Source organism: Pandoraea sp. (assembly GCF_041919235.1).
Lineage (GTDB): Bacteria > Pseudomonadota > Gammaproteobacteria > Burkholderiales > Burkholderiaceae > Pandoraea.
Genome location: NZ_JAYRUC010000005.1, coordinates 24,085 through 40,294, shown reverse-complemented (window position 1 = coordinate 40,294; position 16,210 = coordinate 24,085). Strand labels below are relative to the sequence as shown.

The following is a 16,210-nucleotide window of genomic DNA, read 5'->3' as shown; positions in this document are numbered from 1 at the left end:
TGAAGATCATGGAACATCATTCGGGCGCAATCGCGAGCAGCACTCGCAGCGCCATTGCGGCAACCGACACAATCGGCGTCCCGCACTCCGTGCTCGAAGACATCTATGCGATGGTCATCGGCATGGCATTTGTGGTGGTCGGTCTGGTGCTGCTCAAAGCGGCTGGACTCGTCACCGGGGGCGTGGCCGGCATTGCGCTGCTCGCCTCCTATGTCTTGCCTCTCTCGGTGGGCACCATCTTCACCCTGGTGAACATCCCGTTTTTCCTGTTCGCATACTTCACCATGGGCCCGCGCTTCGCGCTCAAGTCCACGGTCGCGAGCGTCGGCATCACTTTTGCCCTCGCGGCCATGCCCCAGACGTTCAACGTCGCCTTTGTCAATCCGCTGTTCGCTGCGTTCGTCGGCGGCACACTGTGCGGCATGGGCATTCTGGCGCTCGCGCGCCACGGGGCAGGCGTGGGCGGCACGGGTATCGTCACGCTGTGGTTGCAACGGGAGCGCGGCATCAACGCGGGCATCACCCAGGTGTGTATCGACGCGACGATTCTGCTCGCCTCACTCACCACCCTCCCGGTCGCACGCGTCGCGTGGTCCGGGCTCTCGGCGGTGGCCATGAGCGCCATGGTAGTCGCGTGGCACCGACCGGGCCGCTACACCGGACGTTGAGCCGCGCCGGCCGGACCGTCCAGTCCCGCCGGCCGATAGGCACTCGCCTGCGCCAACAGCCATGCACGGAACACGCTCAGCGGCCGGCCGTGCGTGAGCTCCGTCGGATACACGAGGTAGTAGGCCGATTCGACCACGCTCTGCACGTCGAACGGAATTGTCAGGCCAAGCGTCGCCAACTGACCTTCGACGAAAAACTTCGGCACCAGCGCGATACCCAGCCCGGCGGCCGCGCCCGCGATGAGCATCGTGTGGAGTTCATAGCGAACGCCCTGCACGGTGCGGTTGTCCTCGATGCGTTGCTCGGCAAACCATTGCGTCCACGCGTTCGGGCGAGTCGTCGAGTGCAATAACGGATACGTCAGCAGCTCGGCGGCCGTGCGCACCGGTCCGTTCAGTAACGACGGTCGGCACACCGGCACCACCGCCTCACCGAACAGATAGTCCGACGAGGTGCCCGGCCACGTGGGCTGCCCGAAGTGAATGGCCGCTTCGAAGTGCGTGTCGTCGAACGTGAAGAGGTCGGTGTGCACGCCCATGTTCACGCGCACGTCCGGGTAGCGCTCATCGAAGTCCTTCATTCTCGGAATCAACCACTCCGAAGCGAACGTTGGCAGCACCGCCAGCTCCAAATACCCGCCACCGCTACCGTGCGCCATGATCGAGAGCGTATCGCGATCCAGTTGCTCCAGCGTGCGGCGCACTTGCGTGCCATACAGGCGTCCGGCGCGCGTGAGCACCACCCGCTGTTTGGCGCGCACGAACAGCCGCACACCAAGCTGCGCCTCCAACGTGGCGATCTGGCGCGACACGGCACTCTCCGTCAGGAACAGCTCGCGCGCCGCATGGGTAAAGCTCTCATGCCGGGCGGCGGCCTCGAAGGCCAGCAGCGCCGCCGTTCCAGGGGTCTTGAATTTGCGCATGTTGATTCCAAAAACGCATCAAGTGGCAATTTTATCTCGCTTTACGTCAGCGCGATCCGTTCCAATAATGCTGTCACTGCAAGAAGGCACGGGGTGAGGCGCTCCGAGCCATGCCCTGCCCCCCCTGCGATGCTGTCGGAGACGGCATCCTCTTCGCGAGACGATCCGATGCGTAATGCCAATGTGCTGTCCCTGCTGGTCTCCCTGATCGGGCAAGCGCGCGCCGACGCGCTCTTCGCCACGCTCAATTCGCCGTCGATCCTGGCGGACTGCGAGCCGGGGCGCGTGACCCGCGCCGAGTTGGCGCAAGCGATGAACATGGCGTTGTTCGAAGGGCTGCTGTCGCGCTCGCCGAACGGGCGCACCTACACGGAAGAAGCGATTGCCAGCGGCGGCAGCGTGTATTTCGATCACGGCGCGCTGCGCACCGTGCGCTGGGAGCGCAATGGCGCGTTGCCGCCGGGAGAAGCCGCCTTCACGCGCATTCTGCGTCCGCTGGGCTTCCGCCTGAACGGGCGCTATCCGCTCGATCGTCTCGGCATGACCGGCCGAGCCTACGCGCACGAAGACGCCCCCGAGGAGATTTCGCAATTCTTCGTGAGCGAGCTGCATCCGGAGCGTTTCTCCGAGACGTTTCAGCACGCCGTGTCGCGTGTCGTCGGTACATCGAAAGATCCGCTCACGCCTGCGGCCGTCGCTCAGCTCTGGGAACTGGAGCGTGATGGCACGCTGCCGCTCGAAAGCGCGCAAGCCCTGCTGCCGGTGATCGTCGGCGCGTTTGCACGTCAGCACGACATCCCCGACGAAGCCGATTACGAACTGCTGCTGGCAGAATCCGCAGAAATGGCCTGGATCGCAACCGAGGGCAATGCGTTCAACCATGCGACCGACCGCGTCGACGATGTGTTCGCGCTGTCCGACGCCGAGAAGGCCAAGGGCCGCCCGATGAAGCCCGAGGTGGAGCGTTCGCGCTCGGGCCGCGTGTTCCAGACGGCTTACCGCGCCGACACCGTGCGCCGCGAGTTCCGCGGTAAGGACGGCGAGCTCGTGACCCGCGAGGTGCCCGGTTCGTTTTACGAATTCATCACGCGACATCGTGAATTCGACACGGTCGAGCGCCGCTGGAAGACCGACCTGCGGTTCGATGCCGGCAACGCGCAGGGTATTTTCAAAATGACGGCCAACGCCAAGTAAACGCGCCTGCGCAGCCTCGGCGCACAATACGCCTGTGCGCCCAAGGCTGCGTCCTCACCTGCCGACGCCGGTGAACGGTACCGGCGGCCAACACTGAATTCCATAGGGGTACCAACGTGAACGCAACTTCCATCCTCAACGAACTGGGCATTGCCCGACTGGCCGACGCTGGCGACATCGCCGTGCATTCGCCCATCGACGGCGCATTGATCGGTCGCGTGGCCAGCGCCTCGGTGGCCGATGCCCAAGCCACACTCGCCCGCGCCCAGACCGCGTTTACCGCATGGCGCAACGTGCCCGCACCGCGTCGCGGCGAGCTGGTGCGCCTGCTCGGCGAAAAGCTGCGCGAGCGCAAGCAGGCGCTGGGCGCGCTCGTCACGCTCGAAGCCGGCAAGATCCTGCAAGAGGGCTTGGGCGAAGTGCAGGAAATGATCGACATCTGCGACTTCGCCGTCGGCCTGTCGCGTCAGTTGTACGGCCTGACCATCGCGTCGGAGCGTCCGGGCCACCGCATGGCCGAGACGTGGCACCCGATGGGCGTGTGCACCGTCATCTCCGCCTTCAACTTCCCGGTGGCCGTATGGGCCTGGAACGCTGCGCTCGCGCTCGTGTGCGGTAATGCCGTCGTGTGGAAGCCGTCGGAGAAGACTCCGCTGAGCGCGCTCGCCGTCAACAAGCTGATGGAAGAGGCGATCGCCGAATTCGGCGATGCGCCGCAAGGCCTCACCGCCCTCGTCGTCGGGGGTCGCGACGTGGGCGAGGCACTCGTTGCCGATCCGCGCTCGGCCATTGTGAGCGCGACGGGCAGCACGGAAATGGGCCGCAAGGTCGGCGTGGAAGTCGCGCGCCGCTTTGGCCGCTCGATCCTGGAACTGGGCGGCAACAATGCGGGCATCGTGACCGCGAGCGCCGACATGGAACTCGCCCCGCGCGGCATTCTGTTCTCGGCGGTAGGCACCGCCGGTCAACGTTGCACTACGCTGCGCCGGCTGTTCGTGCATGAGAACGTGTACGACAAGACGGTCGAGCGTCTGAAGACGTTGTACGGCAAGGTGGCCATCGGCAACCCGCTCGAACGCGGCACCCTCATGGGTCCGCTGATCGACGAAGGCGCGTTCAAGCGCATGCAGGACGCCCTCGACAAGGCGCGCGCACAGGGCGGCAAGGTCACCGGCGGCGAGCGTCGTGCCGTCGCGGGCGCAGAGAACGGCTTCTACGTGAGCCCTGCCATCGTCGAAATGCCGTCGCAGACGGAGATCGTGCTCACTGAGACGTTCGCGCCGATCCTGTACGTGCTGAAGTACCGCGACTTCTCCGACGCCATCGACGCCAACAACGCCGCCTCGCACGGCCTGTCGTCGTGTGTGTTCACCACCGATCTGCGCGAAGCCGAGCGCTTCACGTCCTCGTCGGGCAGCGACTGCGGCATCGCCAACGTCAATATCGGTCCGAGCGGCGCGGAAATCGGCGGTGCATTCGGCGGCGAGAAGGAAACGGGGGGTGGCCGCGAGTCGGGCTCCGACGCGTGGAAGGGCTACATGCGCCGTGCGACCAACACCGTCAACTACTCTTCCGCCCTGCCGCTCGCGCAAGGTATCGACTTCTCGATCGAGTGAAGTCGCGCAGGCAGACCCCGGCGTCGCACATTCCAATGCGCCACGCCCCGGAGACTGCTGCAACGTCTGTCAGCGCCGGACGCATCGTGCCAACAGGGCAGATGCGTTCGGCGCCTCCTCCCGAAGTCGCCGAAATCCGTCGCGCTTTTTGTAGCGAGGCCTCCATGTACGCATTCACTTCCCCGTTCGCCAATCCGGCCGGCTCGCCGATTCGCGAACTCTTCAAATACCTGTCGGAGCCGGGCATGATCTCGTTCGCGGGCGGATATCCCGCAAGCGACCTGTTCGACGTCGACGGTCTTGCGGCGGCCCAGGCGCGCGCCTTCGCCCAACCAACGCGCTGCCTGCAATATGGCCCGACCGACGGCCTGGCGGAACTCAAGGCCCAGGTCGTCGCACTGATGTCGTCGCGTGGCGCGACATGCAGCGCCGACGAACTCGTGGTGACGACAGGCTCGCAACAAGGGCTGGACTTGCTGCTGCGCGTGATGGTTGCGCCGGGCGATGTCGTCGTGACCGAGCAGCCGGCCTATCCGGCAACGTTGCAGGCGCTGCGACTCCAGCAGGCGAAGATCGTCACGGTGCCTGTCGATGCGCACGGCCTGAATGTCGAGCATCTGGCGGCAAGGCTGCACGACGGCCAGATCGCCGTGCCGAAGCTGCTGTACACCGTGCCGACGTTTGCCAATCCGACCGGCGCCACGCTCTCGCGCGAGCGGCGCATTGCCCTGCTCAAGCTGGCGGTGGCGTACCGCTTCATCATCGTTGAAGACGACCCGTACGGCGACTTGCGCTTCGCAGGCGAAGCGGTGCCGACCTTGCTCGCCCTGACGGCCGAGGTACCCGGATCGCGCGACTGGGTGGTGCACTTCTCGAGCCTGTCGAAGATCGTCGCGCCGGGGTTGCGTGTGGGTTGGACGGTTGCGCCGCCGGAGATCGCGCGCCGATGTGTCGTCGCAAAGCAAACCGTCGATCTGTGCAGCGTGCCGTGGACCCAAGCCGTAGCGGCCGAGTATCTCGCGGACGGCGCGTTGACGCGGAATCTGCCAACCATCACCGAGGCTTATCGCCACAAATGCGAAACGATGTGCGGCGCGCTGCGCGACAAGTTGGGCGATGCCATCGAGTTCCACGCACCGCAGGGCGGGATGTTCGTGTGGGCGCGTCTCGCAGCGGTGAAGACGAGCGCGCTGCTGCCGCACGCGATTGCCGAGAAGGTGTTGTTCGTACCCGGCACAGCCTTCTTTGCCGAGAACGCGGACGAGGCAACGCTACGTTTATCGTTTGCCGCACCGAACGTCACGGCGATTGAGGAAGGCGTGACACGACTGGCGCGCGCATTGGACGCGACCGGCACGTCGGTGGGGTAGTCACGCAGCGACCGGGCAGTCGCCAGACGCAAACGACATCGAAGCTATTTCGACGCTATTTCGATGGCGATCCGAAGCGATCCGAAGCAATATCGCGGCGATAGCAAAGGGATAGCAGGATGACGGCGAGGGCCGCGAGGGTCATCCCCGGAGGGATGGACATCGCGGCCCTTGGCGTTTGGCGTCTGCGCTCAGAGCTTCACGCAAACGTTGCGCAATTCGGTATAGAACTCGAGCGAGTGAACCCCGCCTTCGCGACCGATGCCCGATTGCTTGGCGCCGCCGAACGCCGTGCGCAGATCGCGCAGGAACCACGCGTTGATCCAACAGATGCCGACCTCCAGCGCGGCGCCCATGCGATGCGCGCGACCGACATCCGACGTCCAGACGGTTGCGGCCAGGCCGTACGGCGTGGCGTTGGCCATTGCGACGACTTCCTCCTCCGTGTCGAACGGCGCGATGTGGCAACACGGCCCGAAGATTTCTTCGCGGATGACCGAAGCGGTCTCCGGCAGGCCAGTCCAAATCGTCGGCTGCACCCACGCACCGTCCTTCATCGACGGCGGCATCTCGGGCACGCCACCGCCAGTGACGACCGTCGCGCCTTCTTCGCGCGCCTTGGCGTAATACGACAGCACCTTCTCGCGATGCACCTGCGAGACGAGCGGGCCGAAGTTCGTTCCTTGCGCGTACGGATCGCCCAGCTTCAGCGACTCGGCACGCGCCTTGAGCGCCGCCACGAAGCGCTCGAAGATCGGGCGTTGCACATACACACGCTCCGTGCCGAGACACACCTGACCGCTGTTATCGAAGCTCGAACGCGCGATGCCTGCGACGGCCTGATCGAAATCTGCATCCGCAAATACGATGCCGGGATTCTTGCCGCCCAGTTCGAACGACACCGGACGCACGCCATTCGCGGCCGCCTTCATGATCGCTTCGCCCGTGCGCGTCTCACCCGTGAATGTGATGCCGTTCACCCCTGGATGCTCGGTCAGAAACGCGCCCGCAGACCCCGGGCCGAAGCCGTGCACCACGTTGTAGACGCCCGGCGGCACGCCGACTTCGTTCATGACCTCGCCCAGCAGCGTGGCCGTGGCGGGCGTCTCTTCCGAGGGCTTCACCACCACCGTGTTGCCGAACGCCAACGCCGGGCCGACCTTCCACGTCATCAGCAACAGCGGCAGGTTCCACGGGCACACCACCGCAATCACGCCGCGCGGCGTGCGCACACCGTAGTTCAGCGCGTTGCCACCGTCGGGGGTGGTCATCGCGAACGACTCCGTCGGCACGTTCTTGATCATGTCCGCGAACACCTTGAAGTTCGCGGCGCCGCGTGGAATGTCCAGATGGCTGGCCAGACCGTGCGGCTTGCCCGTGTCCGCGATCTCAGCGGCAAGGAAGTCGTCGAAACGGCGGTTGATGCCGTCGGCCACGGCATGCAGCAACGCCACGCGCTGCGCGACCGTCATCTTGCCCCAGGGGCCTTGCAACGCGGCGTGGGCCGCACGCACGGCGGCATCGACCTCGGCGCGACCGGCTTCATGCACGCGGCCGATCACGCTGTTGTCGACCGGGTTGCGGTTCTCGAAGGTGCGCGGGCTCGACACCCACTCACCGTCGATGAAGTTCTGGAATTCCTTCATATCTCTCTCGTTCTGTCGGTTGCTTCGGGATGGGGCTGCCAGGCCGGGGCGCGTGCAGCGTCACTCGGCATACCCCGTGTTCCGGGGACAGCGGCATGAAGCACACGATAAATCCGCTTCCGCGTTCTCGTCAACTTTTTCTCGAGAATTTTTATTTATCTCGATATTTTATCGATTTTGCGAAAATCGAAACGAAGCTGCTTATAATCTCGGCACTTCCCTCGATTCCCGCCGCGCATGCATCGTCCGACCCCGTCTTCCGTCCAGACTTCCATCCAGACTTCCCCTCAGGCTGGCGACACCACGCTGGCGCAAAGCGCGTACATGCGCCTGCGCAGCGACATCGTCGAGGGGCGGCTCGCGCCGGGAGAGAAGCTGCGCGTCGAGCATCTGAAGGATCGTTACGAGGTCGGTGCGGGAACGCTGCGTGAGGCGTTGGCGCTACTGGTGGCCGACGCCCTCGTCGTTCAGCACGGGCATCGCGGATTTCGGGTGACGTCCATCTCGCTCGCCGACTTCGTCGACATCACCGAGACGCGTGTGCAGTTGGAGACGGCGGCGTTACGTCAGTCCATCGCGCTGGGCGACGACGCCTGGGAAGCCGATCTGACGAGCGCGTTTCACCTGCTCGCGCTCGCCGAGGAGCGGCTGGGAGACGGGCCGCGCGGAGACGGCGGCCAGTTTGCCCAATGGGAGGCGCGCAATCGCGCGTTTCATGAAACGCTGATCCGGGCGTGCCCGTCGCGCTGGCTGCACCACTTTCTGGCGATTCTGTATCGCCAGTCCGAGCGCTACCGGCGTTTGTCGATCACGCACCAGCCGGTGCCGCGCGATGTCCACGCAGAACATCAAGCCCTCTTCGAGGCCTGCCTGGCGCGCGATGCCGACAAGGCGTCGGCCCTGCTCGCGGCGCACATTCGCAAGACGCTTGAAGCCGTACGCGAACTGCCCGAAGCCGTCGTCAATTCCCGGTAACGCGGCGAGCTTATCGCGTCGCGCCCAGGCGCTGCGCCACGACGTCGAGCAACACTTCGGCGCCACGCACCAGTTGATCGTCATCGGTATGCTCGCGCGGATTGTGGCTGATGCCGCCGCGGCTTGGCACGAAGATCATCGCCGCCGGGGCAATGCGCGCGATCATTTGCGCGTCGTGGCCCGCGCCCGACGTCATGCGCTTGTATGACAGGCCCAGCCGCTTGACGCTCGCCTCGATGGCGTCGGTCAACTCGGCGTTGAAGACCACCGGCGAGAAGCGCGCGAGACGTTCGGTCGAAATGCGCACCCCCTCGTCGTGCGCCAGCTTCGTCAGGAAGCGCGCGAATCGCGCCTCGCCTGCGACCAGGCGTTGTTCGTCCGGGTCGCGCATATCGACCGTGAACACGGCCTTGCGCGCAATCACGTTGATGACGCCCGGCTCGATGCGCATCGTGCCGACGGTCGCGAGCGTTGTGCCCGAGTCGACGGCGATGCGGCGCAGTTCGGCGACCGCTGCTGCGGCGGCGTAGGCGGCATCGTGACGCAGACGCGTGGGCGTGGTGCCCGCATGATTGGCGTTGCCTTGCACGGTGACCTGCTGCCAGGAGATGCCCTGAAGGCTTTCCACGATGCCGATCTCCAGGCCTTCTGCCTCGAGAATCGGCCCCTGCTCGATGTGCAGTTCGAGATACTCGTGGGGCACGAGTGTGCCCGGGTGCATCGCCCCGGCGTAGCCGATGCGCGCGAGTTCGTCGCCCAGACGTGCACCGTCGGTGCCGATGGCATCGAGTGCCTCGTCCAACGGCAAGCCCCCCGCGTGAACCAGCGAGCCCATCATGTCCGGATGAAAACGCGCGCCCTCCTCGTTGGTGAACGCGGCGACGGTCATCGGTCGCAACGGCGTCCGGCCCGCATCGCGAAACGCCCGCACGACGGCCAGACCGGCGAGCACGCCGTAACAGCCGTCGAGCGCGCCCGCGTTGACCACGGTGTCGATGTGCGAGCCCATCATGAGCGGACGCGACGGCTTGCCCGGAGCGTCTGCCACGGCGGGCGAAAGCGTGCCGAAGATATTGCCGATGCGATCGATCTGCACGTCGAGATCGAGTTCGCGCATCCACGCGACGAGCCGGTCGCGACCGGCCTTCTCGGCGTCGGTGAGGGCGACACGGGTTCGTCCGCCCGCGACGGGATCGGCGCCGATCTCGCCCAACTCACGCAGTTGCTGCAACAGGACGAGGCCATTCAATCGAAGGGCAGCAGCGGTGTTCTTATCGGGCATGAGGCGAAGCACTCGTTTCGGTTGAGGTGTTGAGGGCACGGCACCCTTGGCTAGACCCACGGCCATCGGGATCTGCGGCGCGCGAGCGGCGCGCTGCCGTTCGCGAAGTCAACGAACGCAGCGATCACGACGACATCGAAATCTCTGCGCGCAGCACCTCGAGAAAGGCACGCATCGTCGCAACGCGCCGCTCGCCTATCGCCTTGCCGGCCGGTGTCGTGAGTCCGTCGACCAGACGAAAGAGCTTCGTCTCGAAGTGGTCGAGCGAGAAACGGCGGTCGTCGAGCGCACGCCGTTCGGCGAACGGGTCGGCGTGATCGTACAGGCGGGACCCCATACGGCCAGCAACGTAGAACGTGCGTGCGATGCCGATGGCGCCAATGGCGTCGAGCCGATCGGCATCGCGCAGTATGCAGGCTTCGAGCGATCTGGGGGGGATGCCCGCAGAGAAGCTATGCGCTTCGATGACATGCGCGGCGGCCCGGACGCGCGCATCGGGCCACCCCAACGCCTGCAATATGCCGCTCGCCTTGTCGGCGGAAAGGCGCGACGCCTGCGCACGTCGCGGGTCGGTCTTCTCCACCGGCACACAATCGTGAAGCAGCGTGGCGACGGCGAGCATTTCGAGATCGACGGCCGTCTCGTTCGTTGCAATGTCCTTCACCAGCGTCCACACGCGAATCAGATGCGATCTGTCATGCGCGCCGTCATCGCTGTCATCGCTGTCATCGCCGCCATCTCCTTCGCTTTTGTCGTCGCGGCCCGCCTGTCGCGCGACGTTGAGCGTCTGCAGCACGGCAGCAATCGTTTTCTCATAAGGGCTGAAGGCTTGTTGCAGCATGGCGAAGAGGACATTGACGATAGGAACGTCTGCGATTTTACCGATCCGGCGCGCGCCATCGCTGGCCGCGTATATGACAAACCCTGACAAACCCCGGAGCCCTTACGGTCTCCGGGGTTCGCCCGTCGCCAACCGACGGCCCGCACGCGGTTCGCGTCGACACCCGGCACCCTCGCAGGTGCCCGGCCCATCCAATCGCACAGCCCTATCCTCGATCGCTCGCCTGAGTGCAACGCGCTTGGCGAACGATCGGGGAAACGTCAGGGCATCAGCACTTTGTCCACGACGTGAATCACGCCATTTGATTGCATCACGTTGCTGATGGAAATGTGCGCCACGCCGCCCTTGTCATCCGTCACCATCAGATGACCGCCGTTTTGCGTCACGGTCAACGAATCGCCTTCGACGGTCTTCAACATGGCCTTGCCGCCCGCGTGCTCGACCGCTTTCATCAAGTCGTGTGCGGTGAGACGGCCCGGCACCACGTGATACGTGAGCACCTTGACGAGCGTCGGTTTGCTTTCCGGCTTCAGCAGCGTGTCAACGGTGCCTGCCGGTAACGCCGCAAAGGCTTCGTTCGTGGGCGCAAACACGGTGAACGGGCCGGGACCGGAGAGCGTTTCGACAAGCCCGGCAGCCTTCACTGCCGCGACGAGGGTCGTATGGTCCTTTGAGTTCACCGCGTTCTCGATGATGTTCTTCGAAGGGTACATCGCCGCACCGCCGACCATGACCGTCTTCTCCCCGCTGTCCATGGGCGCGGCGGACGCGCTGACTTGCCATCCGAACACACAGCACGTTGCCACGAGGACCGGCAGAAATCCGGTTGCGTATCGAGTCTTCATTTATTCACCCCATTGATGGCGCTTCGCAAAGCGGAAGCCCTTGTAATTACGGACAGACCGGACGCGCGGATGCATGTTTCGGAAATGAATTTACGTAAGTCGCGATGTCGTCCAGCACTGGCGCGTATCGTCTGAGCGGTGCGCTGAGCGTTCCCAGGAGCATCGCGTGTCCCAGGTCGTAGTGGCGGACTTCAACCTGGTCGTTCATCGTTCGCAATCGCTGGGCAAAGCGCTCGGTGTTGCCGGGGTCGACCACCGTGTCCGCATCGCCGACGGCCAGCCACATCGGTGGCTCCCGTCCCGTCACGAAATGAATCGGCTGGCTCGCACGTCGCGTCGGCTCGGGAAAGATCCGGCGCAGCACGTCGCTTTGCAGCGGCAGAAAGTCATAGGGCCCGGCAAGTCCGATCACGCCAGCGATATCGCACTTTCCCAGTCCGTCGACCTGCAAATAGCGGGCATCGGTGGCGAGAAGCGCCGCGATCTGCGCGCCTGCGGAATGGCCCATGAGAAACAGCCTTGCAGGATCTCCGCCGAATTCGGGCGCACGATCTCGGGCCCAGCGCACCGCCATCGCGGCATCGTCCATGAAAGCCGGGAAGGTCACCTCGGGATAAGTCCGATAGTCCGGCAAGATCGCCATGAATCCGCGCGAGGCAAGCGCCTCGCCGACAAAGCGGTAGTCCTCACGCTGGCCGTTCTGCCAACTGCCGCCATAGAAGAACACCACCACCGGCATGTCGCGACCGGTTGCGTCATGGCCCACCGGCAAATAGACGTCAAGCCGCTGCCGCTCGGACGTACCGTACGCGAGATCTGTTACGTCGCGATAAGTCGCCCGCGGCGTAAGCGCATTCACGAGCGTGACGGGACTACATGCGCACAACGTTACGCAGGTTAGCGCGAGCGCCAACATCGCGCCGAGCGAGACATTCACCATAGTCTTTCCTGTCGATTGGGGAGGAGGTTCGATTCGTCTGATCACGCGAAACGAGCACGGATAGGGCGGACCCACCGAATGTTCGCTTTCGTGAATACGCGCGCGATCGCCGAGCGGATGCAATTCGAACGCGAAGTCTGACGATTTTTTGTTTTTTGCTGCATCCGCAAGTTCGCGCCCCTCGTATACGTACCTACAGAGTTCCCCCCGCCTCGGAGCCCGCATGATGATTGCCGCCGTCATTGCAGTTGCTGGACTAACGCTCGCGCTTCACGCCGCAAGGCGTCGTCGATGGTACGTATACGGCGCCGGCAGACGCGCTCGAAACGTTGCGGTCGCACTGACTACCGGCGCAACCCTGCTCTTGGCGGGCTGCTCCGGCGCGCCGCCCAACCCCAATCCGCGCGCGGACGTCCCGCTTCAGACGGTGCCTGTCGATCTGGCGCGGTACATGGGCACGTGGTACGTGATCGCGAACATTCCCTACTTCGCCGAACGCGACTTTGTCGCCAGCCGCGCCGAGTGGATTTTGCGCGCCGATGGCAAGATCGACGATCACTTCTATGGCCGTAAGAATGGGTTCGACCAACCCGAGAGCCACTACCAGTTCCTCGATAGCGTGGTCCCGGGCAGCGGCGGCGGGCACTGGCGGGTTCGGCTGTTCTGGCCTATCTACGTCTCACAGCTCACGGTGTACGTCGATCCCGACTACCGTTACACGCTGCTCGGCTACCCCGATAAATCGTTGGGCTGGGTGTTTTCGCGCGAGCCGGTAATGGACGACGCGACCTACCGGGCCATGCTGTCCCGCTTCGAGGCGATGGGTTACGACACCACGCGCTTCCGGCGCGTCCCCCAGGTTCCCGGGCAACTGGGGCAACCGGGCTTCGCCACGCCGGGGCAGCGCGAATGAGAACGAGCCTGATGGCAAGCGTGATCGTGTGTCTGGCCGGCACGCTCACCACCTTGCCCGCGTGGTCGGGATGCCGCGACGCATTGACAACGGCCCATCGCATTGGCGCGGGCGAATTCTGCATCCTGGGCTTCTGCTTGTACAAGGCGGAGCTTTGGTCGACGCAGCCCCCCGTCTCGGCCGACACGCCCTTTGCACTTGTCCTCACCTATGAACGAAGCGTCAGTGGGGAGCGGATCGTCTCGACCGGCATCGACGAAATGCAGCGCCTGGCACCGCGTCCGATCGCGAACGAAACGCTAAACGCATGGCGCCGCGACATGCGGCGCGCGTTCGGCGACGTGTCGCGCGGAGACGAGCTTTGCGGGGTCTATCTGCCTGGGCGCGGGGCGCGTTTCTATACGAACGGGACGTTGAAGGCCGACGTTCCCGACCTGGCGTTTGCCCGGGCATTCTTCGGCATCTGGCTCGACCCGAACACGCGGGCGCCCTCGCTTCGCAAACGCTTGCTGGGCGAAGGCCCCTGAGCGGCCGTGGTATCGCGACGACGCAGCCCAGCGCTTTCCGGTCGTTACCATGGCCTGCTTTACGTTGTGCTCGGCCAGGTGGGATGGTTCACGTGCGTGCTCAGTGCCGCCAAGGGAGACGCATGGATAGGCGTCGCGCTTGTAGCCGCCATGGCGGCGGGTCATCTGCGCCTGGTCCGGCGGCCGCTTCGCGAGGCCGGGTTCCTCATCGTCGTCACCGTGCTTGGTTTCGGATGGGAGTCCTTCGTTTTTCGTACCGGCTGGATTGCCTACCCCAATGGTGTGATCGTCCGCGGCTACGCACCGTATTGGATGGCCGGGCTATGGGCCTTGTTCGCATTGCAGGTCAACCCCGTCTTCTCGTCGTTGCGCCATCGCCGCGTGTTATGTGCGTTGCTGGGTGCGGTGGGCGGTCCGCTGTCGTTTCGCGCGGGATCGGCATTGGGGGCCGTCGAGTTCATCGACATCTGGCGAACGTACGCGCTGATCGGCGCCGGATGGGCGGTCATGTTGGCCGGCCTGATCGAACTGGGCGCTGCGATAGGGTCGGGGCCGCCCGCGTCTTCCGATACAAAAAAACCCCGATGACCGTCGGTCTCCGGGGTTTTCGGTCTCGCCTGACAGAGAAGCTCGCGTCAGAACGGGATATCGTCATCCATGTCGTCAAAGCCGCCGCCCGGCTGCTTGGCCGGCGCTTGCTGACGGGCACCACCACCACCACCACCACCACCGCCACGCGAATAGCCACCACCGCCGGCACCGCCTTCGTCGCCGGCGCCGCGCGAGTAACCGCCACCGCCGCCACCGCCGCCGCCTTCACCACCGCTACGGCCGCCGAGCATCTGCATCTGATCCGCCACGATTTCCGTGCTGTAACGGTCCGTGCCGTCCTGCGCCTGATACTTGCGCGTGCGGATACGACCTTCGATATACACCGATGAGCCCTTCTTCAGGTACTCGTTGACGATCTCGGCAAGACGGCCGAAGAACGACACACGGTGCCATTCCGTCAGCTCCTTGAACTCGCCAGACTGCTTGTCCTTGTAACGGTCGGTCGTCGCCAGACGAATGTTCGCGACCGCATCGCCGCTCGGCATGTAGCGGACTTCGGGATCGGCACCCAGGTTGCCGACCAGGATCACTTTGTTGACTGATGCCATAAAACTCTCTCCGGTATTGCTGAAATCCGATCAGGATTGACGAGGCGCTGGCGTCCTCATCGGTGCGGCGATTATAAGCCACACGAAAGCGCCGACGGCACATGTCACGAATATTGCGTTTTGACCGTAGTGAGTCATCAGATAACCCCCTAGTGCCCCGCCGCAGAACAGCCCAAGTGCCTGCGTCGTATTGTAGACACCCACCGCCGCGCCCTTGCGCTGCCCCGGCGCCAGCTTCGACACCAGCGACGGCTGCGACGCCTCGAGCACATTGAAGCCCAGGAAGTACACAAACAGCACCACCGCAATCACGCTCACCGTCGGCGGCAATCCGCCCAGCGCCGCCTGCGCCAACGCCACCAGCGCAATCGCCGAGAGCAACACCGCCTTCATCTTGCCCCGCTTCTCAGCCGCGATGATCGCCGGCACCATCGCCACGAACGACAACCCCATCACCGGCAGATACACCTCCCAGTGCTGCGTCACCGGCAGCCCCGCCGCCACCAGCATGCGGGGCATCGCGACGAAGAGCGCCGTCTGCGTCGCATGCAGCACGAACACGCCGAAGTTCAAACGCAGCAACTCCGGGTTGTGCAGCACCTCAGAGAACGGAGCCGGCCCAGCCTTGGGATGCACAGGCGGCGTCGGCACGACCCACACCACCACGAAGATCGCCAGCACAGCCAGAATGCCAATCGCCGAGAACAACCCGCTCATGCCCAGCCAGTGGTACAGGAACGGCGCACACACAATCGCCACCGCGAACGACACGCCAATGCTGCCCCCGATCATCGCCATCGCCTTCGTGCGGTTCGCGTCGCTCGTCAAATCCGCCACGCACGCCATCACGGCCGAAGAAATCGCCCCGGCGCCCTGAATCGCCCGGCCAACGATGATCCACGTCAAATCATGCGCCAGCGCCGCGACAAGCGAGCCGATCGCAAACACGATCAGACCGAACACAATGACCGGCTTGCGCCCCAGCCGATCCGACGCCCATCCATACGGAATATAGAGCAGCGACTGCGTCAGCCCATAGATGCCGATCGCCAGTCCGACAAGAAAGGTATTGTTGCCGCCCGGAATCGTCTGGGCGAACACCGAGAAGACCGGCATGATCAGAAACAGGCCCAGCATGCGCAGCGCAAAAATCCCTGCAAGCGATGCACTCGCGCGCACTTCTAGCGGGGTCATGCGGCCACCTCGGCCGCCGGTCGTGGCAGGGGAAGCGGAAGTCACGGAATCGGTGGACATTACGTCGTGAGAGATGGAAAAAACGTGCGCGGCATCATTCTGCCTCGGAATCGTCT

At 64.6% G+C, this 16,210-nt stretch carries 17 protein-coding genes; 9 read left to right on the top strand and 8 right to left on the bottom strand.

Annotation, left to right across the window (positions count from 1 at the left end; translation table 11 throughout):
• Positions 1 to 8: 8 nt before the first annotated feature.
• On the top strand, positions 9 to 668 hold the full coding sequence (locus ACE3UG_RS05135; protein ID WP_374620545.1) for a YitT family protein: 660 nt from the start codon (positions 9 to 11) through the stop codon (positions 666 to 668).
• On the opposite strand, the gene ACE3UG_RS05130 is transcribed toward ACE3UG_RS05135, so the two are convergent.
• Positions 653 to 1,591 carry a LysR family transcriptional regulator gene (locus tag ACE3UG_RS05130; protein ID WP_374620543.1) on the bottom strand — a complete coding sequence of 313 codons (939 nt, stop codon included), beginning with the start codon at positions 1,589 to 1,591 and terminating at the stop codon, positions 653 to 655. The genes ACE3UG_RS05135 and ACE3UG_RS05130 overlap by 16 nt on opposite strands.
• A 168-nt stretch (positions 1,592 to 1,759) precedes the next feature.
• Between ACE3UG_RS05130 and ACE3UG_RS05125 the strand changes: the two genes are divergently transcribed.
• From ACE3UG_RS05125 to ACE3UG_RS05115, 3 genes are all read left to right on the top strand, one after another.
• Positions 1,760 to 2,785 (top strand): DUF1338 domain-containing protein, encoded by a 1,026-nt coding sequence (locus ACE3UG_RS05125; protein ID WP_374620540.1) that lies wholly within the window; start codon positions 1,760 to 1,762, stop codon positions 2,783 to 2,785.
• 116 nt (positions 2,786 to 2,901) lie between these two features.
• Entirely contained in the window at positions 2,902 to 4,401 is a 1,500-nt protein-coding gene (locus ACE3UG_RS05120) for an aldehyde dehydrogenase family protein (RefSeq protein ID WP_374620537.1), read from the top strand.
• A gap of 164 nt (positions 4,402 to 4,565) precedes the next feature.
• Positions 4,566 to 5,771 carry a PLP-dependent aminotransferase family protein gene (locus tag ACE3UG_RS05115; protein WP_374620534.1) on the top strand — a complete coding sequence of 402 codons (1,206 nt, stop codon included), beginning with the start codon at positions 4,566 to 4,568 and terminating at the stop codon, positions 5,769 to 5,771.
• 191 nt (positions 5,772 to 5,962) lie between these two features.
• Here the strand turns inward: ACE3UG_RS05115 and ACE3UG_RS05110 are convergent, their stop codons facing one another.
• On the bottom strand, positions 5,963 to 7,417 hold the full coding sequence (locus tag ACE3UG_RS05110) for a 2-hydroxymuconic semialdehyde dehydrogenase (RefSeq protein ID WP_374620531.1): 1,455 nt from the start codon (positions 7,415 to 7,417) through the stop codon (positions 5,963 to 5,965).
• A 237-nt stretch (positions 7,418 to 7,654) separates the two neighbouring features.
• Between ACE3UG_RS05110 and ACE3UG_RS05105 the strand changes: the two genes are divergently transcribed.
• A complete protein-coding gene (locus ACE3UG_RS05105; RefSeq protein ID WP_374620529.1) occupies positions 7,655 to 8,392 on the top strand; it encodes a GntR family transcriptional regulator in 738 nt (245 codons plus the stop codon).
• Positions 8,393 to 8,402: 10 nt separating this feature from the next.
• On the opposite strand, the gene ACE3UG_RS05100 is transcribed toward ACE3UG_RS05105, so the two are convergent.
• Positions 8,403 to 9,674: a Zn-dependent hydrolase gene (locus ACE3UG_RS05100; protein ID WP_374620526.1), complete on the bottom strand. Its 1,272-nt coding sequence runs from the start codon at positions 9,672 to 9,674 to the stop codon at positions 8,403 to 8,405.
• A 124-nt stretch (positions 9,675 to 9,798) separates the two neighbouring features.
• Entirely contained in the window at positions 9,799 to 10,356 is a 558-nt protein-coding gene (locus ACE3UG_RS05095) for an HD domain-containing protein (protein WP_374620994.1), read from the bottom strand.
• Positions 10,357 to 10,371: 15 nt separating this feature from the next.
• Here ACE3UG_RS05095 and ACE3UG_RS05090 point away from each other — a divergent pair, with 15 nt between their 5' ends.
• A complete protein-coding gene (locus tag ACE3UG_RS05090; protein ID WP_374621015.1) occupies positions 10,372 to 10,602 on the top strand; it encodes a hypothetical protein in 231 nt (76 codons plus the stop codon).
• Positions 10,603 to 10,775: 173 nt separating this feature from the next.
• On the opposite strand, the gene ACE3UG_RS05085 is transcribed toward ACE3UG_RS05090, so the two are convergent.
• Both ACE3UG_RS05085 and ACE3UG_RS05080 read right to left on the bottom strand, forming a co-directional pair.
• Complete coding sequence (locus tag ACE3UG_RS05085) at positions 10,776 to 11,360, bottom strand: fasciclin domain-containing protein (protein WP_374620524.1); 585 nt, start codon at positions 11,358 to 11,360, stop codon at positions 10,776 to 10,778.
• Positions 11,361 to 11,406: 46 nt separating this feature from the next.
• Positions 11,407 to 12,300 (bottom strand): alpha/beta hydrolase, encoded by an 894-nt coding sequence (locus tag ACE3UG_RS05080; RefSeq protein ID WP_374620522.1) that lies wholly within the window; start codon positions 12,298 to 12,300, stop codon positions 11,407 to 11,409.
• A gap of 226 nt (positions 12,301 to 12,526) precedes the next feature.
• Between ACE3UG_RS05080 and ACE3UG_RS05075 the strand changes: the two genes are divergently transcribed.
• The 3 genes from ACE3UG_RS05075 to ACE3UG_RS05065 are packed head-to-tail and all read left to right on the top strand — an operon-like array spanning position 12,527 to position 14,328.
• Complete coding sequence (locus tag ACE3UG_RS05075) at positions 12,527 to 13,213, top strand: lipocalin family protein (protein WP_374620991.1); 687 nt, start codon at positions 12,527 to 12,529, stop codon at positions 13,211 to 13,213.
• 11 nt (positions 13,214 to 13,224) lie between these two features.
• Entirely contained in the window at positions 13,225 to 13,740 is a 516-nt protein-coding gene (locus ACE3UG_RS05070; RefSeq protein WP_374620519.1) for a chalcone isomerase family protein, read from the top strand.
• 6 nt (positions 13,741 to 13,746) lie between these two features.
• A complete protein-coding gene (locus ACE3UG_RS05065; RefSeq protein ID WP_374620516.1) occupies positions 13,747 to 14,328 on the top strand; it encodes a DUF2878 domain-containing protein in 582 nt (193 codons plus the stop codon).
• Positions 14,329 to 14,375: 47 nt separating this feature from the next.
• Here the strand turns inward: ACE3UG_RS05065 and ACE3UG_RS05060 are convergent, their stop codons facing one another.
• A complete protein-coding gene (locus ACE3UG_RS05060) occupies positions 14,376 to 14,900 on the bottom strand; it encodes a single-stranded DNA-binding protein (protein ID WP_374620514.1) in 525 nt (174 codons plus the stop codon).
• Positions 14,901 to 14,930: 30 nt separating this feature from the next.
• Positions 14,931 to 16,154 carry an MFS transporter gene (locus ACE3UG_RS05055; RefSeq protein WP_374620512.1) on the bottom strand — a complete coding sequence of 408 codons (1,224 nt, stop codon included), beginning with the start codon at positions 16,152 to 16,154 and terminating at the stop codon, positions 14,931 to 14,933.
• Between the last annotated feature and the right edge of the window lie 56 nt (positions 16,155 to 16,210).